This window comes from Undibacterium sp. GW821-FHT11H02, from assembly GCF_058808015.1.
This window is the reverse complement of sequence record NZ_JBXARG010000016.1, coordinates 16,979-41,002: the sequence shown is the minus strand read 5'-3', so window position 1 is coordinate 41,002 and position 24,024 is coordinate 16,979. Positions and strand designations below refer to the sequence as shown.

Here is a 24,024-nt window from a genome sequence, read left to right as displayed (position 1 = left end):
TTGGCAACGAAGAGTAACAAAAATGGCCGAAAATGCGCTGTCAGCGCGAAAATCGCACCGCACATGTCCCTAATGGCAAATTTGGGTTTAGCCGTTGAGCTTGAGACGCATCGCTGATTTGGAGAAGATAGGCGCAGCGCAGTCTGTTGGTAGTGAAAATGTTGTGAATTCCACCTGACTTTTAAAATACGGTTTTGTTAGTCCCAACCTCGATCGTGCTGTTAAACATGATTGTTATTTAGTGTTTTTTGCGTGCGGCACGGTTCCTGAACCTAGCTAAAACCTCGGCTTTTGTTGTGTATGCTAATGTCCTTGAGTCTGAATCGATTTTGATCGCAATTTCTTTGCGCCAGTAAAAATAATCAGAATTCCAATGACAAGCCAAAACCAAGCCTTGAAATACACAGCATAAGAGCCGAAGAAATGAATTAATGTTGCATAAAAGGCTTGCGTCTTCCAGCGACCAAATTGAGGAAATTCGTTGGTGCTGGACTGAGCAATGCCAAAACGAAAAGCAATGACGCCCAACAGAATAAAAACGCGCACAAACAATCTTTGTTTATACGATTAGTTCGGCTTAGTTAATATGCAGCGTCGACGTGCTGATCTGTCCATCTTTATCCAGCAAGTATTTTCTCCACGAACTATTATCATTCATCGTGATCCAGCGTCTTTCCTCAGTACGATAGAACCAGTCTTTGTCTTGTTGATAGAAGGCCTGCGCTCCGGTGGTTTCCAAGATGTTCAGAATTTCATTGCCATGCGAATTGACTTCATCAAAGTCTGTCGTGGCGCGCTGTCCCATTTCGCTATAGAGAGAATTCAATTCCAGTAGCAGACCATGGATGTTTTTATCCATAGGTTTCGCATTCATACCTATGGTTTGCGCTTCCTTCAATAAAATTGGATAGCCATGCGATGGATATTTAGAGTTGAGAACCGTAGCGATGTCCATCGCTGTTGCATCGTCACTGATGTGATGGGACAAGATTTCTTTGCAGAGCATGATTGAGAGCGATTCTGCACGATCGACCGCACCGATGACTAAAGGGTGTACATACTTAAACAAATGGCGATATGGGTTAATGCCTTCTTCTTTATTTTCTTTTTGCCATAGTTTGACGGCACGAGATAATTCATCGAGGCTGACACTTACACGGTCATTATCTCTATCAATCGGTGACAAATCATGGGTCAATGAGGTATCAACCGCCGACAAATAAGCCATAGGTCCCATGTGAATTTCATTCGCCCCAATCGCGACCATTGTGGCGGCAGAAGCACATTCTAGGGGGACTAAGGCGGTTAATTTGTCGCAGTATTGGCGCAAGAGATTGACGATGCGCAAAGCAGCACGACCGTTTCCGCCATTTGATTTAATGAATAAGAAAATATGTTCTTGTTTTCCTATCTGTTCCAATATTTCATGAAAGGCGACAACATCGTCACTGCAAACTGTGCCGCGTGGATTATTCCAATATGAAATGATTGGGCCGCCTAAAGCCAGGCTGATTTGTTTAATAATTAATTGTGTCTTTTCGAATAGAACTGGAGGTTGTTTAACGGGAATATTTTTCTTTTCTTCCATTTTAGACTCACTGTCGTTGGTAAATTTATAGTGCTATCTTACTATGTATTTTTTAATTTGAATTCAATAAGGCGTTTTCATTAGTCTCAATAAATCTATTTTTGAGGCGTGTAATATCTGGTGAAAACATCAGTTTCTATAATAAATGTTCAATGTTTTTGTGAATATGCGGAATTTCCTCAGGCTTTTTTACCATAGTTCAAAAGATATCTGCACAAAAGTAAAGACTGTTTCTGCGTGGTGCAGCGCAATACGCTAGAATGGATCTAAATCTAATTCAATCCCATCCATCAATACCGTCCAATCAATTGCAGATGAATGCTCCAGCCCATAATCTAGGTAGTCTTCCCTTTAATGATGATCAAGCAGCGCAAGGTGCTGCTCCTACCCGCTTACGCGAAATTCCGTATAACTACACCTCGTTTTCTGACCGCGAAATCGTGATTCGCTTATTAGGAAAAGACGCTTGGGCTTTGCTTGATAGCTTGCGTGGCAAACGTCAGACCGGTCGTTCTGCCCGTATGTTGTATGAAGTGCTCGGTGATATATGGGTGGTGCGTCGTAATCCTTACTTGCAAGACGATATGCTTGAAAACCCCAAGCGTCGACAAGCCTTGATCGATGCTTTGGATCACCGTTTGCATGAAGTCGAAAAACGCCGCGTTGCGACCGATTCTGTGAATTCTGAAGATGCAGATCGTAGTAATTCCGTTGAAATTTTGGTCAATGCGGCACGTAAAGCGGTCGCTGACTTCTCTAAAGAATTCCGTGACACCTACGATTTGCGCAAGAAAGCGAACAAACTGCTGGCGAAATTCACGGCAAAAGACAATATCAAATTTGACGGCTTGAGCCGTGTTTCTCATGTGACCGATGCGACCGACTGGCGTGTCGAATATCCGTTCGTCGTGTTGACACCGGATACCGAAGATGAAATGGCTGGCTTGGTTAAATCCTGTATTACGTTGGGATTGACGATTATTCCACGTGGCGGCGGTACCGGTTATACCGGTGGTGCGATTCCATTGACGCCAATGTCGGCTGTGATTAATACCGAAAAACTGGAGCAATTAGGCGCCGTCGAAATGCTGCGCTTGCCTGGTGCTGATCGTGATTACGCAGTGATTTACTCGGGCGCTGGCGTGGTGACTAAACGTGTGTCGGATGCAGCAGACAAGGCCGGATTTGTATTTGCAGTCGATCCAACTTCTGCCGAAGCCTCCTGCATAGGCGGCAACGTCGCCATGAATGCCGGTGGTAAAAAAGCGGTGTTGTGGGGTACTGCTTTGGATAACCTCGCGTCTTGGCGCATGGTCGATCCGAATGGCGATTGGTTGGAAGTCACGCGTCTCGAACATAATTTCGGCAAAATCCATGATGTTGAAGTCGCTAAGTTCCAATTGGAATGGACACATCCGGGTGAGAAGACGCCGTTTAAAACTGAGTTGTTGAATATCCCGGGACGCACCTTCCGCAAAGAAGGTTTGGGCAAAGACGTGACCGATAAATTCCTCGCGGGTTTGCCGGGTGTGCAGAAAGAAGGTTGCGATGGTTTGATCACTTCGGCACGCTGGATATTGCATAAGATGCCGAAATTCGCCCGCACGGTTTGTTTGGAATTTTTCGGGCAAGCACGTGATGCGATTCCTAGCATTGTCGAAATCAAAGATTATCTCGATGGCGAAACCAAAAAGGGTGGCGCGATCCTCGCAGGTTTGGAACATCTCGACGAACGCTATTTGAAGGCGGTTGGCTACACGACCAAATCGAAGCGTGGCGTGATTCCCAAGATGGCGCTGTTCGGCGATATCGTTGGTGATGACGAAAACGCTGTCGCGCAAGCCGCATCTGAAGTAATTCGTATGGCGAATGCACGAGTCGGTGAAGGCTTTGTGGCAGTTAGCCCGGAAGCGCGTAAGAAATTCTGGTTAGACCGTGCTAAAACGGCGGCAATTTCTAAACATACGAATGCGTTTAAGATCAATGAAGACGTGGTCATTCCGCTGGATCGTATGGGCGAATACACGGACGGTATTGAACGCATTAATATTGAACTCTCGATACAAAATAAGCTGGCCTGTGTCGCCGCTTTGAAAGAGTTTGTCTTGCGCGGCAATCTGCCTTTGGGTAAAAGCGAAGATGCAGATGGCGATGATATCCCCGCGGCAGAATTACTTGAAGATCGCGTGTCGCAAGCCGATCAATTGCTGACTGAAATACAAGCACGTTGGACGTATTTGCTGACGCAACTTGATCAGCCCTTGCGTGATGCACGTGCAGAACTCAATAAGCTAGGCCTCGATAAACTCGATTTCGTGTTTGAGCAACGTTTGCAAAAGCAGCCAGATGCGACCCTGTTTGATGTGGTGCAAGACCGAACTATCCGTGTTTCCTGGAAAACCGAAGTGCGCGCCTTGTTGCGTCAAATCTTCAATGGTGCGGCCTTCAAATTAATCTTGGATGAATGCACCGCGATACATAAAAAAGTATTGCGCAGCCGTGTCTTTGTCGCCTTGCACATGCATGCTGGTGATGGCAATGTGCATACCAATTTGCCGGTCAATTCCGATGATTACGACATGCTGCAAGTGGCGCATCATGCGGTCGCTCGCATTATGGTGTTGGCGCGCTCTTTGAATGGCGTGATTTCGGGCGAACACGGTATCGGAATTACCAAGTTAGAGTTTTTGACCGAAGATGAGATCAAAGATTTCCGCTCATATAAATTGCGGATTGATCCAGAAGGCCGCTTCAACAAAGGTAAGCTCTTGAATCTGCCCGAATTTGCGGCCGATTTGCGCAACGCTTACACCCCTTCGTTTGGTTTGATGGGGCATGAGTCCCTGATCATGCAACAAAGTGATATTGGTGCGATTGCGAACAGCGTGAAAGATTGTCTGCGTTGCGGCAAGTGCAAACCAGTTTGCTCGACTCATGTACCGCGTGCAAATCTTTTGTACTCACCACGCAATAAGATTTTGGCGACGTCTTTGTTGGTTGAAGCTTTCCTCTACGAGGAACAAACACGCCGCGGGATTTCGATTAAGCATTGGGATGAATTCTCGGATGTTGCGGATCACTGCACGGTTTGCCATAAGTGTGCGAACCCTTGCCCAGTCGATATCGACTTTGGCGATGTGTCTATGAATATGCGCAATCTCTTGCGTAAAATGGGACAGAAAAAATTTAATCCGGGCACCGCTGCGTCGATGTTCTTTTTGAACGCGACTGATCCTGCGACGATCAATGCGACCCGCAAAGTGATGATAGGTTGGGGTTATAAAGCGCAGCGTTTTGGTCATGATTTCTTTAAGAAATTTGCCAAGTCGCAGACCAAAGCACCTCCAGCAACGGTTGGTAAAGCGCCGATCAAAGAGCAAGTCATTCATTTCATTAACAAAAAAATGCCGGGCAATTTGCCCAAGAAAACCGCACGTGCTTTGTTGGATATTGAAGACGATAAAATCGTACCGATTATCCGTAATCCACAAACCACCACGGCCGATACCGAAGCTGTGTTTTACTTCCCCGGCTGCGGTTCTGAACGCTTGTTCTCACAAGTCGGTTTAGCGACGCAAGCGATGTTGTGGAATGTGGGTGTGCAAACTGTTTTGCCTCCGGGTTATTTGTGCTGCGGTTATCCGCAACGCGGCGCAGGGCAATTCGATAAAGCCGAAAAGATGATGACGGATAACCGCGTGTTATTTCATCGTATGGCAAATACTTTGAACTACCTCGATATCAAGACGGTGGTCGTATCCTGTGGTACTTGCTATGATCAATTGGCTACCTACGAATTTGATAAGATATTCCCAGGCTGTCGCATTATCGATATCCATGAATTTTTGATGGAAAAGAACGTCAAGCTCGAAGGCGTGACTGGCACGCGTTACATGTATCACGAGCCTTGTCATAATCCTATGAAATTGCAGGAATCAGGTAAAACGATCAATAGCCTGATCACGACGGTCGATAATGTGAAGATAGAAAAGAATGAACGTTGCTGCGGTGAATCCGGCACTTTGGCAGTGAGTCGCCCTGATATTTCTACTCAAGTGCGTTTCCGCAAAGAAGAAGAGATGACCAAAGGCGCAGATAAATTGCGCAATGACGGTTTTACTGGCGATGTCAAGATTTTGACTTCTTGCCCATCTTGTCTGCAAGGCTTGTCACGTTATAACGACGATAGCGGTACTCAAGCAGATTACATCGTGGTTGAAATGGCGCGTCACATACTCGGTGAAAACTGGATGCCAGAATATGTCGCGAAGGCGAATAACGGCGGCATAGAACGTGTTTTGGTCTAAGCGAGAAAACCATGACAATGAACTGTGAATTATGTACGAGTGATGGTGGAGAGCTTATCGTCAAGACCGACAAGTTACGTGTGGTCTTGATCGACGATGCCAATTATCCGGGATTTTGTCGCGTCATTTGGAACGCGCATGTTAAAGAGATGACCGATTTAGCGATTGCCGATCGTTCCTCATTGATGCAAGCAGTATGCAAAGTCGAACAAGCATTACGCGATGTGATGCAGCCGCATAAAATCAATCTGGCTAGTCTGGGCAATATGGTGCCCCATCTGCACTGGCATGTGATTCCACGTTATCAGGACGACGCGCATTTCCCAAATCCTGTGTGGGCGGCGACGGATAGAGTGTCTGCTGAAGTCGATGCGAAGTGTGCTTTGCTACCAGCTTTGCGTGATTCAATAGAACGAGAATTTGCAAAATAGCTTGTGTTTGAAAGCAGAAGTCAGCAAAGCAGGGCGGGTGCAACCCCATAGGCGCTAACCAAATTCTAAAACCACTAACCACAGAGGCACAGAGACACAGAGAAAGCACAGAGGAAATGTCTAGCTGAAGAAAATTGGATAATATTAGCCTTCTCCTGCCTTTCTCTGTGCCTCTGTGTTGAGAGGTTTTGGTTTTGACTTTCTGATTTTGGTTAGCGCCTATGGGGTGCAACCCGCGCCGCCAGAATGTTGAGCAACAGTGCTAATCGGAGTGTCAGCGCGGGTTTCACCCGCTCTACGCACTGAAAAAAAGAAAAACCCCTAAACGCCGAGACGCAGAGGCGCTGAGAAGTACGAAAAGAGAGGAAGCAAAAGTCTTTCCTCTATGTTTGCGGTTCCTCTGCGTCTCGGCGTTGAGGGGTTTTAAGATTTTATAAAGTATTAAAAAACATGAACCAATTGCCACCACCCATATCCCACAAAGTCCACCCATCCGCACTCAACGCCAGAACCGTATCGCGTTTGTTAGAAATCGAATTTGACGATGGCAATCGTTTTGAACTGCCATTTGAACTAATGCGCGTGTACTCACCCTCAGCCGAAGTGCGCGGTCATGGTGAAGGGCAAGAAGTTTTGCAAATTGGTAAGCGACTAGTCAGCATCACCGGCATAGAACCAGTCGGTAACTACGCGATTAAACCGATTTTTACCGATGATCACAGTACTGGTATTTTCACTTGGGAATACTTATATTGGTTGGGTACTCATCAGGCAGCATTGTGGCAAGACTATTTAGCACGCCTGCAAGCAGCTGGCTATGCAGGGGAAGATGGTCGTGACGCCGTTCCCGCGCCTAAAACCGGATCGAAATGCGGTTCATAGGTAATTTTCTGAAATTTCTACCGCAGAAATATTGACTTAAGTCCGAGTCGAAATCCCGATTCGGCTCTATAATCGCGCCTGTCGATTTCTAACAACGCCGCGTCCTTCTCGTCGACAAGTTGGAAGCTAAGCGCAGAAATCATAATCTTTCATTCTCTGCAGAGTATCAAGATGAGCGAGCAAGCAAATAATGTAGATGGGACGACTACCCATTTCGGTTACACCACGGTGGCCGAAGAAGAAAAAGTCCATAAAGTAGCGGAAGTTTTCCATTCAGTTGCAGCCAAATACGATGTCATGAACGATCTGATGTCGGCTGGTTTGCATCGTGTTTGGAAAATTTTCACGATTGCACAAGCAGGCGTGCGACCAGGATATAAAGTCCTTGATATTGCTGGTGGGACTGGCGATTTGGCCAAAGAATTCGTCAAGCAAGCGGGGAAGACAGGGGAAGTTTGGCATACCGATATTAACGAGTCGATGCTGCGCGTAGGTCGTGATCGTCTCTTGAACAAAGGGCTGATTACCCCAACCTTATTGTGTGACGCTGAGAAGTTGCCATTTCCGGATAATTATTTTGATCGCGTCAGTGTCGCATTTGGTTTGCGCAATATGACGCACAAAGATCAGGCACTGGCAGAAATGCGTCGGGTTTTGAAGCCGGGTGGCAAATTGCTGGTACTAGAATTTTCCAAAGTGCCAGAAGTTTTGCAAAAACCGTATGACCTGTATTCGTTTAAGGTCTTACCATGGTTAGGACAAAAGATCGCCAATGATGCGGACAGTTATCGCTACTTAGCAGAGTCGATACGCATGCATCCAGATCAGGAAACCTTAAAAACCATGATGCAAGACGTTGGTTTGGAAAGAGTGGAGTATTTTAATTTAACCGCAGGAGTGGCGGCTTTGCATACCGGGATTAAGTTGTAACGCAGTGATATTGTCGGAACATGGTTTGTAGATAGTTGGAAGTACAAAAAGGAGATTTACATGAAACACATTTTATTAAGTATCGCTTTGTTGTTTGGTGCCACGACGATGATCGTTGCCGATGCTGATGCGCAGCGTATGGGCAAGCGTAGTTCATTTGGTCGCCAATCAAATAACGTGACGCAAAAGGCACCTGCTGCAAGCACAGCAAATCCTGCACAGGCGGCTAAACCAGGTGCGCCAAATGCGGCAACACCAGCGGTTCCACCTAAACCGTCTATGCCTTGGAAAGGCATTGTGGGTGGCTTGATCGGTGGTGCCTTGTTAGCTGGTTTGTTCTCGTCTTTAGGTATGGGTGGTGCTTTGGCTAGTGCGATGGGGTCGATTTTGACTTTCGCTATGATAGGTTTGCTCGCATTTATGGCCTACCGTTTCTTCACTCGCAAGAAAGTTGCGAATGCACCGTCTATGTTTAATTCCTCACCTAATGGGACAAATTCAAGTTCAATTTTTGGATCGCAACCAGCATACGCGGGTGTGCCAGACAATAATGCCTTGCCGGAAATCGGTTCACGTATTAATCCTGTACAACAAGCACCAGCGGCATTCACGCCAGCGTCAGTAAGTACCGCTAATTTGAACGGTACTGGTTCTGCACCTTTAGCGAATCAAGGCAATTGGACGATTCCAGCGGATTTCGATGTGACAGGTTTCTTGCGTCATGCAAAATCGAATTACATCCGTTTGCAAGCAGCTTGGGATCGGGGTGATATCAACGATATCCGTGAATTCACTTCACCAGAAATGTTTGCCGAAATGAAGCTGGAATTGCAAGATCGTGGTAATGCGAAGAATGAAACCGATGTAGTGACCTTGGATGCAGAATTGTTAGGCATAGAAACGCAAGCCTATGATTATGTTGCTAGCGTTAAGTTCACCGGCATGATCAAAGAAGGTGGTGCGACTAATCCAGAAGCATTCGCTGAAGTGTGGAACTTGGCGAAGCCGGTGAATGGTCAATCAGGCTGGTTGTTGGCTGGTATTCAACAATTAAACTAATATCGCCTGAATACTGTTTTGATACCGTATTAGTACCGTTTGGACAGCGAGCAAATTTGTTTTTGAACAAGCTGAACCACTGAGTTTTAAGGTGTTTTAAGGGTTTGCTGTTAAACTAAGAACCGCGCATGATGTCATGCGCGGTTTTTTATTTTATTCCTATGATTTCCACTCCCTTTATTCTGTTTGTAAATCACCTATTGGCACAAGAACCTTGGGCCGCAGTACGTTTGCAGAAACACGCCAGTAAGACAGCCTGTATTGATATCGAACTATTTCAGTTGCGTGTAAAAGTTGGTGCAGACGGCTTGTTGCAAGCCGCCGAGGAACAAAGCGAAACCAATGTCGATCAGGTTACTTTGCGTATCAAAGCGGCGGATTTGCCTTTGATTGCACAAAATCGTGAACGCGCAGTGTCTTACGTGAAGATAGAAGGTGATGCCGACTTTGCGAATACCTTATCGCAATTGAGTCAGGATTTACGTTGGGAAGCAGAAGAAGATCTAAGCAAATTGTTTGGCGATGTAGCCGCAGTACGTATGGTAGCAACTGGCAAGAGTCTCGTTGAAAATGCGAAACGCACGCATCAAAACTTGCAAGAAAATCTGGCCGAGTATTTTTTAGAAGAGAATCCTATGTTAGTGCGCCCGCAAGCTGTGCGTGCTTTTGCTGAGCAAGTGAATAAAACGCGTGACGATGTAGAGCGTTTGATGAAACGCTTGGAACGATTAGAAAAGATGAAGGTAGCAAAGCAATGATTTTAAATTCCTTACGCTTGTTTAAAATTGTTCGCATCGTTTTGAAATACGGTATTGATGAAATCGCGATGTCCGGCTTGCGCATTCCACGCACGGCAAAACTCATCAAGACTTTATTGTTCTGGCGTGATTTGTCCGCACCTCGTGGTGAACGTCTGCGCAAATCCTTAGAAGATCTCGGTCCTATTTTCGTCAAATTTGGACAGGTGTTGTCAACCCGCCGTGACCTGATGCCACCGGATATCGCCAATGAACTAGCTCTGTTGCAAGATCGTGTACCATCGTTCGATCCTGACTTGGCTGTCGCACAAATTACAAAGTCTCTCGGTGCGCATCCAGATCAATTGTTTGCCAGTTTTGAACGCGTTCCGGTCGCGTCGGCATCGATTGCCCAAGTCCATTTTGCGACTCTAAAAGATGGCCGTGAAGCGGCCGTAAAAGTATTACGTCCGGGAATGAAGGAAACTATCGATCGCGATGTCGCCTTGATGAAAATCGCCGCAGGTTGGTTAGAATTTTTATGGGCTGATGGCAAACGCCTGAAAGCCAAAGAAGTGGTGGGCGAATTCGATAAATATTTGCACGATGAATTAGATCTGATGCGCGAAGCTGCGAATGGCAGTCAATTGCGCCGTAATTTCGCTGATTCTGATTTGCTGATCGTGCCAGAAATGTACTGGGATTATTGCTCGGCATCCGTGATCGTCATGGAACGCATGAAGGGTATACCGATTTCGCAAATCGACAAGCTCCAAGAAGCGGGCGTTGATCTGGCAAAGCTCTCGCGTGATGGTGTCACGATTTTCTTTACACAAATTTTCCGCGATGGTTTTTTTCATGCCGATATGCATCCCGGGAACATTTTGGTATCGACCGAGCCTGCCACATTAGGACGTTACATTGCGCTCGATTTTGGCATTGTCGGCACGCTCAATGATTATGATAAAGATTATTTGTCGCAGAACTTCTTAGCATTCTTTCGTCGTGATTATAAGCGTGTGGCAGAGGCGCATATAGAATCAGGCTGGGCACCCAAGGAAACTCGTGTCGACGAGTTAGAAGCCGCAGTACGCGCCTGCTGTGAACCTATTTTTGACCGCCCTTTGAAAGATATCTCTTTTGGTCAGGTCTTATTGCGCCTTTTCCAAACCTCGCGCCGCTTTAATGTGGAAGTGCAACCGCAACTGGTCTTACTACAAAAAACTTTACTCAATATTGAAGGCCTGGGGCGTCAACTGGACCCTGATCTGGATTTGTGGAAGACTGCGAAACCTTACCTAGAACGCTGGATGAGTGAACAGGTCGGTTGGCGCGGTTTAATTGATAAGCTGAAAGCGGAAGCACCGCGCTACAGCCATATCTTTCCTCAATTACCACGCCTCGCACATCAGGCTTTAAGTCGTGCCGCAGAAGCCGGAAATAACGAGGTACTGCTGGCAAGTTTGATTGCTGAACAGCGCGCAACCAACTCCTTGTTGCGTACGATAATTTATGTGGGTGTTGGTGTGTTGGCTGGGGTTATTCTGGCGTTTTCCTATGTAAATTTTTTCATGCTTGCTGGCGTATGACACCGCAATTTTCTAGCCGCGATCCAAATCATCCCGAGTTTTGGGATGAGCGTTTTCAACAAGGATTTACCCCTTGGAATCGTGGTGCAGTACCACAAGCCTTGCGGGATTTTGTGGCACATTCTGAGTCGCTAGGATCTGGAACTCAGCATTGTTTAATTCCGGGTTGTGGCCACGCGCACGAGTTAGGATTTTTATCGGAAGCGGGTTGGCAAGTCACTGCGATTGATTTTTCCAGTAGCGCAGTAGCCACCGCAAAATCTCAAGTCGGAAAATGGGCCGAGCGCGTACAACAAGCGGATTTTTTCAAGTTTGTCCCCGAGCGAGCGCTGACATTGATTTATGAACGTGCCTTCTTTTGTGCATTGCCACCCGTGATGCGCGAAGCAGTGGTGGAACGATGGGCGGCGTTGTTGCCAGCCGGTGGCAAGGTGGCAGGTTTTTTTCTGCTCGACGATGCTGAGGGCGCTAGTAAAAAAGGTCCACCATTTCGTACACATCCTCAAGAATTTCAAACTTTAATGCAAGCGTACTTTGAGTGTCTGGAAGATGCGGAAGTGAGTGATTCACTCGCGGTATTCGAAGGCAAAGAGCGTTGGCAGGTTTGGCAGCGATTATAGGAAAATAAACAGCAAAATTTCTCGAATTAATTGCGCTGAAACATCATCTTGATGGTCAAATCAAAGAACAAAAAGCGGATAAAGTTTATCCGCTTTTTGCTGATTGCTTAAGGTGGAAAATACTTGATGACTACCAAACCCGAATACGTTTCTCTGGTGCTACATACATCTTATCACCCGCTTTCACATCGAATGCTTGGTAGAACTCCGGCATATTCGTCAGCGGTCCATTCGCGCGGAATACACCTGGTGCATGTGAGTCCGTCGCTAACAAACGAATGGTTTCGGCATCACGTGCTTTGCCGCGCCATACCTGCGCCCAACCCATGAACACGCGCTGATTGCCGCTATAGCCGTCGATTACTGGCGCTTTCTTGCCATTCAGTGACAATTGATAGGCTTTATAAGCGATGGATAAGCCGGCATTGTCACCAATGTTTTCACCCAAGGTCAGTTTGCCATTTACTTTGTAGCCTTCGATAGGGCTGTAGTTACCGTATTGGGCGACCAAGGCATCGGTGACTTTGCCAAAATTTGCTTTGTCTTCGGCAGTCCACCAGTCACGTAAATTGCCGTCGCCATCAGATTGGCTACCGGAGTCATCAAAGCCGTGACCAATTTCATGGCCGATCACCGCGCCTATACCACCGTAATTGACCGCGTCGTCCGCTTCAGGATTGAAGAACGGTGGCATCAAAATCGCTGCTGGAAAGACGATTTCATTTTGACGTGAGTTGTAATAGGCATTCACCGTTTGTGGGCTCATGCCCCATTCGCTACGGTCGACTGGCTTACCAAGTTTATCGACTTGGCGCTGATAGGCAAAAGCACGACCAGCTTTGATATTCGAGACCAAGTCGCCTTTGACTATGGTCAGCTTGCTGTAATCACGCCATTTATCTGGATAGCCGATTTTTGGTGTGAATTTTGATAATTTGGTCAGCGCTTCTTTCTTAGTCGCTTCACCCATCCAAGGCAATGTCTCTATGCTTTGCTTGTAAGCCAATAAGAGATTATTGACCAGCACCTGCATGCGGGCTTTGTTCTCGGCCGGGAAATGCTTCTCTACATACAATTGACCTAAAGCTTCTGACAAACTTTCTTCCACGCGACTCACGCCACGCTTCCAGCGCGGTTGATTTTCTGGAATACCACGCAGTGTCACATTCGAGAACGAAAAATCCTGATCAACAAAGCGTTTACTCAGATACGGTGAATAAGCATTCAACACGCGCCAATTGAAATAGGCTTGCCAAGTTTCAAGTGAGGTATCTTGTATAACTTTATTTAAGCCAGTTAAGTAACTTGGTTGACGAACGATGACAGAGTCAGTTTTGCCGCCAGTGCCCATTTCTGCGAAGTATTTATTCCAGTCAAATCCTGGTAATAAGTCGCCGAGTTTAGCGATGTCCACTTTGTTATAGGTTTTGACTGGGTTGCGATTTTCTACATTGCTCCATTGAATTTTGGCAATCTCAGTTTCGAGCGCCATAATAGAAGCCGCAGCTTGCTGTGCATTGCTGATACCTGCCATGGACAGCATTTTTTCTATGTGCGTCAGATAGGCGGCACGTATAGTTTTAAACTTAGCGTCATCGAGTTTTAAGTAGTAATCTCGATCAGGTAAACTTAAACCACCCTGACCAACTGAGATGGTATATTTTGAAGAATCTTTTGCATCTTGCGTGACGCCAGAACCTATCGGCGTGCCGACGCTGATACGCGACAAATAAGCGAGCATTGCAGGTAATTCGGCTTTATCTTTGAGCTGTTGAATGCGCGCGAAGTCGGCTTGTAAAGGCTGGATGTCGAGTTCTTCCAAACGCGCCTCATCCATAAAGCTGTTGTAGAGATCGGCGATTTTTTGTTGGTTGCTACCTGACTTCAAATCAGACTTTTTGGCCAGATCTTGAATGATTGCTGCTGATTGTTTTGCTGATAATTCGGCCAATTGATCGAATGCACCATAGCGACCACGATCTGCGGGTATCTCTACCGTATCTAACCATTTTCCAGACATGAACCGGAAAAAATCATCTTGTGGACGAACACTTTTGTCTATCCACTGCAGGTCAATACCTGACCGCAGTTTTTGGGATGCTGCTTTGATCTTACTTTGTTTGTTGACTGTGGCTACTTTGTTGGCTGGCACGGCGCTTTGTGCGAAAACTTGAACACTGAATGAAGTGACAAAGAGTCCAGAAATAATAGAAAAAAGCAGACGGTGACGCATAGGAGTTCCTCTAGAAGTATTGTTATTGACTGTGGAGAAAGAGTCTCTGATCAGACCGTATAAATGCTGGAGAGTTCAGATGTCATTAGACACTTTCTAAGTAATGTTGGCAGACAAATGGTTAAAAAAAAGCCCCAGGTTTCCCTGAGGCTTTAAAAGAACTTAAAACTTAAACGACTGTTTTAAACTTTGACTATGAAATTCAAAATTAGAACTTCAAGTTGCCGACTACGTAGAACTGACGACCCAATGGATCTGTGTAGCGACCATCGTAACCCAATTGGTTACCACCACCTTCGATACGCTGAGAGAATGGAGGATCTTGGTTCAACAGGTTTTTGATACCGCCTGTGATAGTCAAGTTTTTGCTGAAGTTCACTTTAGATTGCAGATCCAATGTGTAATAAGCCTTCACATTGCGAGTCACGCCAGTGTAATCGCCAGGAGTGCCGTCAGAATTCAAGAAGCGAATTGCGCCGTCATCTTCAGTAATCACAGAATCTTTGTAGCCAGAGTGGTAACCGATAGTTGCACTATGTGTGTAACGATCTGATGGCTTCCAGATTGCTGACAAACGAGAGATTACACGGAAAGTAACGTCATTGTACTTGTTGAATTTACCAACGCCTTTTTCGATTTCGTCACCTTTAACGCCAGAATCCAAGTCAGCTTTCATCATGTAAGTACCTGTCCAGTTGAAGGACAGCTTACCGTATCCAGCAGGGATAGGCATGCGGTAGGTGTGATCCCAATCAATACCTTGGAACTGAGCTTTAGCCAAGTTGAATGGTGTCAATGTTGCAGCGATGACGTCTTGCTTTTGGATAGGATCATAGTAAGCAGAGAACAAGGCCGCGTATTTCACTGGGTTCAAAAACACTTCGCTTTGTGACAAAGTCTTGATTTGGTCTTTCAACTGTACATTCCACAAGTCGAAGCCCATAGACAAGCTTGGCATAGGTTCGATACGGAAGCCAACTGTCCATTGTGTGGATTTTTCAGGCTTCAATGCTGTTGAACCTGTGCTAGCGTTACCACCTGTCAACAAGTTGTACTCTGCAGTGCCAGTACACAATGGGAACAATGGACCAGACGTTACAGGACATGGGAAGAAGTTAGAAGAACCGCCATTAGCTACTGGTTGCGTAATCGCTCCCATTGTTGGTGCTTTGAAACCCGTACCATAAGATGCACGCAACAAGACTGAATCGGTAGGACGGAATGCAGCTGCTAACTTGTAAGTTGCAGAGCTTTGCTTAGTACCTTGTGTTGCAGGTGACAACAAGTTGCCTTGATCATCAAAGTTCTTCGCATTTTTTACTGCGTCATAGCTATCATAACGTGCAGCAGCAGTTAAGTCGAAGTTCTTGGCAATCGGCATGTACAACTCACCGAAACCACCCCAGCTATTACGTGAGCTGTCGACTGGTAAAGCACCAGTGCCACCGCCAACGTTAGTATCTGTCCAATTTGGTTGTTGCTTATTTGGACCTTGCGCGATCGCGCTTGGATTGTCCACAAAGGTTTGTTTCATTGCATCAACGCCCAAGCCTAAGCTCGCGCCGCCGCCTGCCATTTTGAACAACTCTGTAGAACCGCGCAGATTCACTACATTAATTTGTGAAGTGGAGACGTCTAAGACTTGTTTCAACACAGCTGGTGCCAATGCTGCTTTTGTCGCAGCGCTTGGTGGCAAGAACGGATTCCATGCGCCAGATTTGATCAAAGCATCTAATTTTTCGCCGCTGGTGTAACCTGCTACAGCGGAGTCAATTGCTTTGTTTTCGGAGAAGATATAAGAAGCGGTGTAATCCCAGTTCTTAAATGTGCCTTCGAAGCCTGTTGCTAAATGTTTGGATTCAGTCTTCCAGCCATCAGTACGACGACCAGCATCAACCAGACGCAAGGTCATCGTTGCCTTGGTGATTTTGGTTGGGTCGTAGCCCATTTTTGCATAAGCTGGAGCAATCGTGTTCTTCCACAATGCGCTATTCAAATCAACACCTAAAGGTTGCGCTGGTGGAGCGAAGCCTGCAGTGCTAGTAAACTTGGTGAACATACCTTCAGCGAAGAATTTCAGGTTGTCATTGATATTGACATTGACGGAACCCAAGATACTGTCACGCTTCAATTCTGGCAATAATTGTACTGTTGCGCCATAGTTGAACAAGCAGCGATTACCGACTTTGAAGGTATTTTCTGCTGGGCAGTTACCATTCATAGCTAAGTATGGATTGAAGTTAGGAATTGCACCACCAGTCAAATTGACGTTACCTGGGATGGAGTTACTACTCAACATATACATTGTGTAGTCTTTGCCGTTGTGTTTGAACGGAGTTACGCCACCTTTAGCCGCGAAAGCACGGTCAGATGCGCTCAATTCAGCTTGTTCATCATGGCTGTAAGACAATAAAACATTGTAGCCATCGCTGTTCAAATCGCCGAAGCCTTTGGACAATGCGAAGTTAGTTGTTTTGCCTTTGGAAGATTCTTGCGGTGTGCTGTAAGTAAATTCGACGTTGAAATCTTTTTGATTTTTCTTCAACACAAAGTTAACTACACCAGCAATCGCATCAGAGCCGTACAGCGCAGATGCACCGTCGGTCAAAATTTCTACGCGTTCAACAGCTGACAATGGAATGTTTGCCAAATTGACTGTAGAGCCTGTTGTGAACGGCGCTACGCGGCGACCATTCAACAAAACCAGCGTATAGCCATCGCCGATACCGTGGATAGATGCAGTTTGTGTACCGCCGCCGCCACCGTTAATGGAGGTAGAGGACGTTACGAAACCTTGCATAGATGGCAAAGAAGCGATCAAGTCAGCAGCAGTTGTCGCGCCGGATTGTTCGATTTGTGCTTTTGACAAAGTTTGAACTGGCAATGCACCTTCGACTGCGATACGTTTAATAGACGAACCAGTAATTTCGATACGTTGTGTTGTTGCATCTTGTGCAAAAGCAGGTTGCACGAGCATACCTGCACCCGCTACGACGCCACTTGCAAACATCAGGCGTACTGAGCGGGATAAGATTTTTTCTACCATGTTGACTTCCTCCAGTGATTAAACAACAAAATTAGCTTTTAAAAATATCTTGGATTCTTGAGTATTTCTTAAAGACTTATTGGGAAATGAATTTCTTACCGGGAACTTCTAATCTATATAGAGCTTTTTAACGTTTGTTGTGCCTTGATAAAACCCCATTTAAAACCTCGAATTATCATAAGGAGTGCACTTACATAGCGGAAAAAGTTATCTATTTAACCCTGAAAAAAACATTCATTTGGAATGAGACCATCTGCAGCACTTGAGTGTCAAGCCAGCAGAATTGATGCAAGTTTGAAAAACAACAGTTACTTGTAAGAACCAAATTAATACCAGTTGTGTTTTATATAATCTTTTTTAAAGCTAATCCGATTAGCGATGGGATTGATCTAAGTGATGAAAATTTATATTTCATTAAAGTGGTTCATATCGAAATTTTATTCAAAAATTTTGATTTTTTTCCGCCGTAAATTCAGTTAAAAATGAGCAATATGGCAAATGTGATTTAGTCGCGCCAAATTTTACGTAAAGTTTCACCAATGAAATTTATTGTTATTGTTACTATTTGCAAAAAAAAATAAATTTCATCGAGCTAGATGATGCGTCATTTTTACAACAGTTCTGGTCGTAATCGAGAAAGTTGAGTATTGCTATTTAGGTAATTTTTATTTGAGCGTGTGCAGCGCAGCAATCATTTAAAAATGAAGATCTTAGCTAGGTTTATTAATGTTATTCGCTTAATTTTAAAGAAGCAATTTTTCAGCTGGATCAGTCAGAGTTCTATCGGTATTTAGATATATCAAGCCGACGGGAAGTTGAGAGAGGGGTTTATTTCTCTTTTTTTTGGGGGGGCACTATAACTGGTGGTCATTGACGCACTTTTTACGTGCGTGCTACCACCAGTGTAAGAGATTGAATAGGTGCGGAGATTATAGTTCAGTGCGGATAGAAAATAATTCAGGGAAAAGCACGACATCGAGCATCTTACGCAAATAGCTGACGCCGGCTGTGCCGCCAGTACCTGTTTTGAAGCCAATGATGCGCTCAACGGTAGTAACGTGACGGAAGCGCCAGATACGGAAGGCGGTTTCCATATCGACCAATTTTTCGGCGAGTTCATAAAACATCCAGTGCTGTTCAGGCGCTTGATAGACTTTTTGCCATGCCAGTTTGACCGAATTATTTTCGATGACAGGTAAAGTCCAGTCTTGCTGCAATCGAGTAGCATCAATCGCAAAACCGTTACGCGCCATGAACATGATGGTTTCGTCGTAAATGGATGGTGATTGTAATGCCGCTTCTAAACTCGCATGAGCTTCGGCCGATTTTTCATGGACTTGTAATAAAGTCGCATTCTTATTGCCTAGTATATATTCCAGTTCACGATATTGATGCGATTGAAAACCAGAAGAATTACCTAGATACGGGCGGATGGCGGTGTATTCACTGGGTGTCATGGTCGCCAACACATCCCAGGCATGAACCAGTTGATCCATGATGCGAGCCACGCGTGACAACATTTTAAATGCTGGTGGTAAATCGCCGAGACGAATCTGGACACGTACCGCATGCAGTTCATGCAGCATCAATTTGATCCACAGTTCGCTGGTTTGATGTTGGATGATGAACAGCATTTCATTGTGATTTGGCGAGCGAGGATGTTGCGCGCTGAGAATTTGATCTAAGCCCAGATAATCGCCATAGCTCATATCTTTGCTGAAATCGAGTTTGGCACCATGCCAGGACATCGGACATTTACCTTCTGGAGCTTGATTTTGATCGTTCATGATAGTCTTTACTAAAGTGTTTAGTCAGATGTGACGCTTGCTTCAGGTCACTGCATTTCTTTGTATGTCGGCTTGGTAAGCTTGCCGGTCAAGGATGTCGCGCAGGTGTTCCACTGCATCCCAAACATCAGTAAAGCTGGTGTACAAGGGCGTGAAACCAAAACGCATAATGCCAGGCTCGCGATAATCACCAACGACACCACGTTCGATCAAGGCTTGAATGATGGCATAGGCATGTTGGTGCTGAAAACTGACATGGCTACCACGTTGCTCGTGCTGGCGCGGCGTGACCAAAGTTAGAGGATGACTGGCACAGCGAGTTTCTACTAATTGGATAAACAGATCCGTCAATGCTAGGGACTTGTCGCGTATTGCGGTCATGGTGGTTTGTTTGAAAATGTCGAGTCCGGATTCAATCATCGCCAAAGACACAATAGGCTGTGTGCCGCACAACGCACGGCGTATGCCGGGTGTCGCCTCAAAAGTTGGCTGCATTGCGAACGGCGCGGCATGACCCCACCAGCCAGTTAGTGGGTGTTGAAATGCAGCCTGATGTCGTTGCGGTACCCAGATGAAGGCGGGCGCACCGGGGCCGCCGTTCAGGTATTTGTAACAACAACCTACTGCGAAGTCAGCATTCGCCTTATGCAGGTCTATTTCAACCGCACCGGCAGAATGCGCCAGATCCCATAAACACAGCGCACCGTGTTCATGCGCTAATCGGTTTACGTCTGCCATATCGTACAAATAACCGCTACGGTAATTCACATGCGTCAGCATGACTAAGGCGGTTTCGTGATTGATTGCACCAGCTAATTCGTCTGGCGAGTCGATCAGATGCAAGCGATAACCACGATCTAGCCAGCGCGTTAAGCCCTCTGCCATATAAATATCGGTAGGGAAATTGCTGCGTTCAGTGATGATGACTTTGCGTGCCGCAAGCTTGCTGGTTTGCGCTTGCAGGTGTAAGGCGGCAGCGATTGCTTTGAACAGATTAATCGACGTGGTATCGGTGATTACGACTTCCTCTGGTTCCGCCCCGATTAGCGGTGCTAATAAATTTCCCAATCTCGATGGGAGATCAAACCAGCCCGCTTTGTTCCAACTTTTGATTAAATCCATGCCCCATTCTTCTTGTATTACTTGGGTGGCACGGACTAGTGCCGCTTTCGGTTGCGCACCTAGGGAGTTACCGTCGAGATAAATCATGCCGGATGGCAGTTGAAATTGTTGTCGTAAAGGAGCGAGAGTATCGTGGAGGTCTAGCTGCAGGCAGTCTTCTCTGAGGCTATTTTCTTGTTTCGTGTCATTCATTTTTTATCCCAATTTCTAACTTAGTTTTCGCCTTAGTTTGATCGCAATGACTTCTGGGAGTGATGCGTCGGCAGTATCCCTATTCCTCTGTCTTGTTTCTTGCATGATAAGTACATCGAAATAATTTGCAATAAAGGTATTTTATGCGAAATTTCTAGATGCTTTCTTGCAAATTGTCGCGTTTTTTTTTGTGAAACTAGAATAATATGTAAGCTTGCCGATCAAAAGTGATGGAAAAATTCACATGCAACTCGACCCTACCGATTTGAAGATTTTACTGCTATTACAGGCAGATGGACGTATCAGCAATCAAGACCTCGCCGAAAAGGTTTTTCTCTCGCCTTCTTCCTGCTTGCGCCGCGTGCGTATGTTGGAGGAAAGCGGTGTGATTAGCCATTACCGAGCGGTGCTCGATACAAATGTGCTTGGTTTGGAAGTTGATGCATTTGTTCAGGTCACCATGCGGCGCGATGTAGAACATTGGCATGAGAATTTCTCGGCTGCATTGCAGAGTTGGCCGGAGGTCGTCGGCTCTTACATTATTACGGGCGATGCGAACTATCTCTTACGAGTGCGTGCCCGCAATTTAAAACACTATTCGTCGTTTGTGTTGGAACGATTGTATAAAACCACAGGTGTGCTGGACATACGTTCGAACATCGTACTGCAGACTTTGAAAGAATGCACTGAGCTGGCACCAGAATTGCTGAGCGAACAATTCTGATACTTGCTTGCCCAGTGGTTTGGTCAAGACTTAATTATTGTTAGCTAGCGGTAAAATAAATCTCCCATTCGCAGGATCACTGCGGCTAGGACGTCCAGTTTCTAAATGACCGGCGAAGCGACGCAAATAGGTCTTATCGTTAGCCAATCGGACCTGCACGTCATACCAGCCAAAACTATTTTCCTGATTCAAGTACAGTGTATGATTACTTAGTGGCGTGAGCTGTATGCTTTGTTCAGGTGCGCCGTAAAATGTATCGCTGATGATTAAGGTTTGAGTCTGCGTGCCATGATTCGACAGAATTAATTTAAGCACCGGACTCTGATCAGGCACTCGAGTATGACTATCCAAACTCAGCATTTGTGCCTCAACTTGATGTTGCTGCTGACCTTGAAATTCACGCATAAAACCGTTGGGGCCAAACACGCGCAATGCGTAGCGACGGCTGGCGAAATCGTCTAAAAGCCAGGTCTCAGAAAAATTCTTTTGACTACCTATTGTGTAGTACCACGGACCCGCATTGTGTCCGTTGGCGTAGACGGTAAATACGGCAGCCGCTGTTCCGACATTACTCAATTGTATCGAGAAATTATCGCTCTCTTTGTGGAATGTGCCATTCACTTCCAGCATATAGTAGAGCGCGCGAGCAGGGCGTGTGTTGGCAAATGGCGAGTCAGAAGCATCGCGTTCTTGCTGAGGCAAGCTGCTGGTATTGAGCGGTAAATTGCTTTTCACTGAGCTGCAACTGCGCTGCGCATTTTCTATGTACTGCTGATGCGGGATGTTGAATAACTGATCTGGACGTAGATTATCTTGCCTTTGGAAGTCAAACATCGAAGTCAAGTCACCGCAGACACTTCGTCGCCATGCTGAAATATTCGGCTCCATGACGCCGAAACGTTGTTCTAGAAAACGTAAAATCGAGGTGTGATCAAATACCTCCGAGCACACAAAGCCACCACGACTCCAAGGCGATATCGCCATAAACGGCAATCGTGCGCCCAGGCCAAAGGCCTCTCCGCCACTGATTTCGCCTTCAGTTGATACTGTGCTGTAACCCTGATCACGAGAGCTTGGCGCGACCGGGGGCGGCAAATGATCAAAGAATCCGCCTTCTTCGTCATAACATAAAATCAGTACCGTTTGCGACCAGACTTTGGGGTCTTCGGTCAGCACATCGAGGATGCGTGAGGTCAGAGATTCGCCATAACCAGGTGGGTTTTTTTCTGGGTGCTCACAGAATTTGGTGGGGGCAACAATCCATGACACCGCGGGTAAATTACCGGAGCGCACATCTTGTGCAAAATAATCGACCAGTGCCTGTGCATCGGGTGGATTGGTATTGAGCGGCAGGCCTTTAGCATCTAGCTGCGTGGTTTCACCCGCATAAGCTCTTCCACGTTGATACCTGTCCTTTTGTATAGGATCATCCAAGTTCAAATTACGGAATTGAGGGAAATAGGCGAGCGAGTTATCGCCGTAATTATCATATTCCTGATACACCTTCCAACTGATTTGATGTTGACTCAAGCGTTCTGCATACGAGGTCCAGAGATAGGGTGACTTCCATTCTTTTTTATCGCGAGACATACAAGAAGTTTCATTGCCGTCGTCGACATTTGATAAAGTATGACGGCCATCACGTCCGACTGACACCCCGCTAGTTCCAGAAAACAAAAACATGCGATTCGGATCAGTAGGACCAAATACTGAGGCGTAGTAGGCATCACCCACCGTGAAAGCATCTGCTAGCGCATAATAAAATGGTAGTTCTTTACGGCTTAAATAGCCCATGCACATAGTGCCTTTCTCGTGCACCCAGACATCGTAATGCGCCCACATTTTTTGACTGTATTTCCAATTGTGAGGTAGATCTTTAGGCAGGCATTGGCTGCGGTCGAAGGCAGAGTCATTGTCGCCAGCGTTTAATGGAAAGGGTAAATGGAAGCGACCATATTCCCCCGATTGTTGCCACACGGGCTTGCCTTGCCGTGTAAAGCTAGGGCGAGGATCACCAAAACCACGTACACCTTTCAGGCAACCAAAATAGTGATCAAAGGAGCGATTTTCTTGCATGAAGATGACGACATGTTTGACGTCTTGGATACTCTTGCTGGTACTGTCAGGTGCAATCGCGAGCGCTTTTGCAATGCTAGTGGGGAGTGCTGCAATACTCGTCGATACGACGCTGGTTTGTGCCATCCATTTGAGGAAAGTTCGTCTGGAATTTTTCTTGTTCGTTGTGTCCATATGAATTGCGATTTTTTCTTAAATTGTGAAGTGAGGTTGTCAGGTGAATTAATGCTGCTGCTTCTTACCGATTTCTAGCAAATCGACTTCAGCATAACTTAATGGATGTTTGTGACACAGATATTAAGATTGAAGGATGCCTTGAGATTTTTTTAATGAACTTCATTGGAGTATGCTTAAAGCCCTGTTCGAATCTTATTTCATATTTGAAAGGACTGTGGCTTGGCAAATATCGCTACATTCTCTGATTCGCATTGTAAGTCGATAGCGTAGTTGTATTTCTGTGGCGAATTCACAACTTCGAATACCTGTATGGCGTTTTTTCTTCATGACTTTTTACTGATCTCATCAGAAAAAACTAAATGAGTAAATCAATCTTGCCTGAGCAATGTGCGCTTTCTATATTCCTAATTTCCTATGAATTAAGGACGATTTGTCTTGCCAACGACCTGGCAAGAAATCACGCAATCAACTTCATTAAGTAAATCTGAATGACGAGTTGAATTTATGTCGTTGGCGTCCTTGAG

At 45.8% G+C, this 24,024-nt stretch carries 15 protein-coding genes; 9 read left to right on the top strand and 6 right to left on the bottom strand.

Going from position 1 to position 24,024, the window contains the following annotated elements; all coding sequences use genetic code 11:
* Positions 1-577: 577 nt before the first annotated feature.
* Positions 578-1,588 (bottom strand): ATP-dependent Clp protease proteolytic subunit, encoded by a 1,011-nt coding sequence (locus tag AC1RR2_RS15440; protein ID WP_493223161.1) that lies wholly within the window; start codon positions 1,586-1,588, stop codon positions 578-580.
* A 314-nt stretch (positions 1,589-1,902) separates the two neighbouring features.
* On the opposite strand from AC1RR2_RS15440, the gene AC1RR2_RS15435 reads away from it, so the two are divergent.
* From AC1RR2_RS15435 to AC1RR2_RS15400, 8 genes are all read left to right on the top strand, one after another.
* Entirely contained in the window at positions 1,903-5,895 is a 3,993-nt protein-coding gene (locus AC1RR2_RS15435; protein ID WP_493223230.1) for a DUF3683 domain-containing protein, read from the top strand.
* Positions 5,896-5,906: 11 nt separating this feature from the next.
* On the top strand, positions 5,907-6,326 hold the full coding sequence (locus tag AC1RR2_RS15430; RefSeq protein ID WP_493223160.1) for an HIT family protein: 420 nt from the start codon (positions 5,907-5,909) through the stop codon (positions 6,324-6,326).
* A gap of 450 nt (positions 6,327-6,776) precedes the next feature.
* The gene (locus AC1RR2_RS15425) at positions 6,777-7,208 is read left to right on the top strand and encodes a gamma-butyrobetaine hydroxylase family protein (RefSeq protein ID WP_493223159.1); all 432 of its coding nucleotides are present in this window, start codon (positions 6,777-6,779) and stop codon (positions 7,206-7,208) included.
* A 171-nt stretch (positions 7,209-7,379) separates the two neighbouring features.
* Positions 7,380-8,138, top strand: a complete 759-nt coding sequence (gene ubiE, locus AC1RR2_RS15420) for a bifunctional demethylmenaquinone methyltransferase/2-methoxy-6-polyprenyl-1,4-benzoquinol methylase UbiE (RefSeq protein ID WP_493223158.1) — start codon at positions 7,380-7,382, stop codon at positions 8,136-8,138.
* Positions 8,139-8,198: 60 nt separating this feature from the next.
* Positions 8,199-9,197, top strand: coding sequence for a TIM44-like domain-containing protein (locus AC1RR2_RS15415; protein WP_493223157.1), 999 nt, complete (start codon positions 8,199-8,201; stop codon positions 9,195-9,197).
* A 161-nt stretch (positions 9,198-9,358) separates the two neighbouring features.
* Positions 9,359-9,955 (top strand): ubiquinone biosynthesis accessory factor UbiJ, encoded by a 597-nt coding sequence (locus AC1RR2_RS15410; RefSeq protein WP_493223156.1) that lies wholly within the window; start codon positions 9,359-9,361, stop codon positions 9,953-9,955.
* On the top strand, positions 9,952-11,523 hold the full coding sequence (gene ubiB / locus AC1RR2_RS15405; protein ID WP_493223155.1) for a ubiquinone biosynthesis regulatory protein kinase UbiB: 1,572 nt from the start codon (positions 9,952-9,954) through the stop codon (positions 11,521-11,523). Before AC1RR2_RS15410 ends, ubiB begins: the two co-directional genes overlap by 4 nt.
* On the top strand, positions 11,520-12,143 hold the full coding sequence (locus tag AC1RR2_RS15400) for a methyltransferase domain-containing protein (RefSeq protein ID WP_493223154.1): 624 nt from the start codon (positions 11,520-11,522) through the stop codon (positions 12,141-12,143). Before ubiB ends, AC1RR2_RS15400 begins: the two co-directional genes overlap by 4 nt.
* A gap of 130 nt (positions 12,144-12,273) precedes the next feature.
* On the opposite strand, the gene AC1RR2_RS15395 is transcribed toward AC1RR2_RS15400, so the two are convergent.
* The 4 genes from AC1RR2_RS15395 to kynU form a co-directional block, all read right to left on the bottom strand.
* Positions 12,274-14,376: a M13 family metallopeptidase gene (locus AC1RR2_RS15395; protein WP_493223153.1), complete on the bottom strand. Its 2,103-nt coding sequence runs from the start codon at positions 14,374-14,376 to the stop codon at positions 12,274-12,276.
* A 208-nt stretch (positions 14,377-14,584) separates the two neighbouring features.
* Entirely contained in the window at positions 14,585-17,422 is a 2,838-nt protein-coding gene (locus tag AC1RR2_RS15390; protein WP_493223152.1) for a TonB-dependent receptor plug domain-containing protein, read from the bottom strand.
* Positions 17,423-18,351: 929 nt separating this feature from the next.
* Complete coding sequence (gene kynA, locus AC1RR2_RS15385) at positions 18,352-19,209, bottom strand: tryptophan 2,3-dioxygenase (protein WP_493223151.1); 858 nt, start codon at positions 19,207-19,209, stop codon at positions 18,352-18,354.
* 42 nt (positions 19,210-19,251) lie between these two features.
* Entirely contained in the window at positions 19,252-20,523 is a 1,272-nt protein-coding gene (gene kynU, locus AC1RR2_RS15380) for a kynureninase (protein WP_493223150.1), read from the bottom strand.
* Positions 20,524-20,767: 244 nt separating this feature from the next.
* Here kynU and AC1RR2_RS15375 point away from each other — a divergent pair, with 244 nt between their 5' ends.
* The gene (locus tag AC1RR2_RS15375) at positions 20,768-21,247 is read left to right on the top strand and encodes an Lrp/AsnC family transcriptional regulator (RefSeq protein ID WP_493223149.1); all 480 of its coding nucleotides are present in this window, start codon (positions 20,768-20,770) and stop codon (positions 21,245-21,247) included.
* Between the two features lie 30 nt (positions 21,248-21,277).
* Here AC1RR2_RS15375 and AC1RR2_RS15370 read toward each other — a convergent pair whose 3' ends face one another.
* Positions 21,278-23,497 carry a phosphocholine-specific phospholipase C gene (locus AC1RR2_RS15370; protein WP_493223148.1) on the bottom strand — a complete coding sequence of 740 codons (2,220 nt, stop codon included), beginning with the start codon at positions 23,495-23,497 and terminating at the stop codon, positions 21,278-21,280.
* Between the last annotated feature and the right edge of the window lie 527 nt (positions 23,498-24,024).

Coding starts and splice junctions, on each gene's coding strand:
- AC1RR2_RS15415 (WP_493223157.1), top strand. CDS start 8,199: ATGAAACACATTTTATTAAGTATCGCTTTGTTGTTTGGTGCCACGACG.
- AC1RR2_RS15390 (WP_493223152.1), bottom strand. CDS start 17,422: ATGGTAGAAAAAATCTTATCCCGCTCAGTACGCCTGATGTTTGCAAGT.
- AC1RR2_RS15425 (WP_493223159.1), top strand. CDS start 6,777: ATGAACCAATTGCCACCACCCATATCCCACAAAGTCCACCCATCCGCA.
- AC1RR2_RS15375 (WP_493223149.1), top strand. CDS start 20,768: ATGCAACTCGACCCTACCGATTTGAAGATTTTACTGCTATTACAGGCA.
- AC1RR2_RS15435 (WP_493223230.1), top strand. CDS start 1,903: ATGAATGCTCCAGCCCATAATCTAGGTAGTCTTCCCTTTAATGATGAT.
- ubiB (WP_493223155.1), top strand. CDS start 9,952: ATGATTTTAAATTCCTTACGCTTGTTTAAAATTGTTCGCATCGTTTTG.
- kynA (WP_493223151.1), bottom strand. CDS start 19,209: ATGAACGATCAAAATCAAGCTCCAGAAGGTAAATGTCCGATGTCCTGG.
- kynU (WP_493223150.1), bottom strand. CDS start 20,523: ATGAATGACACGAAACAAGAAAATAGCCTCAGAGAAGACTGCCTGCAG.
- AC1RR2_RS15430 (WP_493223160.1), top strand. CDS start 5,907: ATGACAATGAACTGTGAATTATGTACGAGTGATGGTGGAGAGCTTATC.
- AC1RR2_RS15440 (WP_493223161.1), bottom strand. CDS start 1,588: ATGGAAGAAAAGAAAAATATTCCCGTTAAACAACCTCCAGTTCTATTC.
- AC1RR2_RS15370 (WP_493223148.1), bottom strand. CDS start 23,497: ATGGACACAACGAACAAGAAAAATTCCAGACGAACTTTCCTCAAATGG.
- AC1RR2_RS15395 (WP_493223153.1), bottom strand. CDS start 14,376: ATGCGTCACCGTCTGCTTTTTTCTATTATTTCTGGACTCTTTGTCACT.
- AC1RR2_RS15400 (WP_493223154.1), top strand. CDS start 11,520: ATGACACCGCAATTTTCTAGCCGCGATCCAAATCATCCCGAGTTTTGG.
- ubiE (WP_493223158.1), top strand. CDS start 7,380: ATGAGCGAGCAAGCAAATAATGTAGATGGGACGACTACCCATTTCGGT.
- AC1RR2_RS15410 (WP_493223156.1), top strand. CDS start 9,359: ATGATTTCCACTCCCTTTATTCTGTTTGTAAATCACCTATTGGCACAA.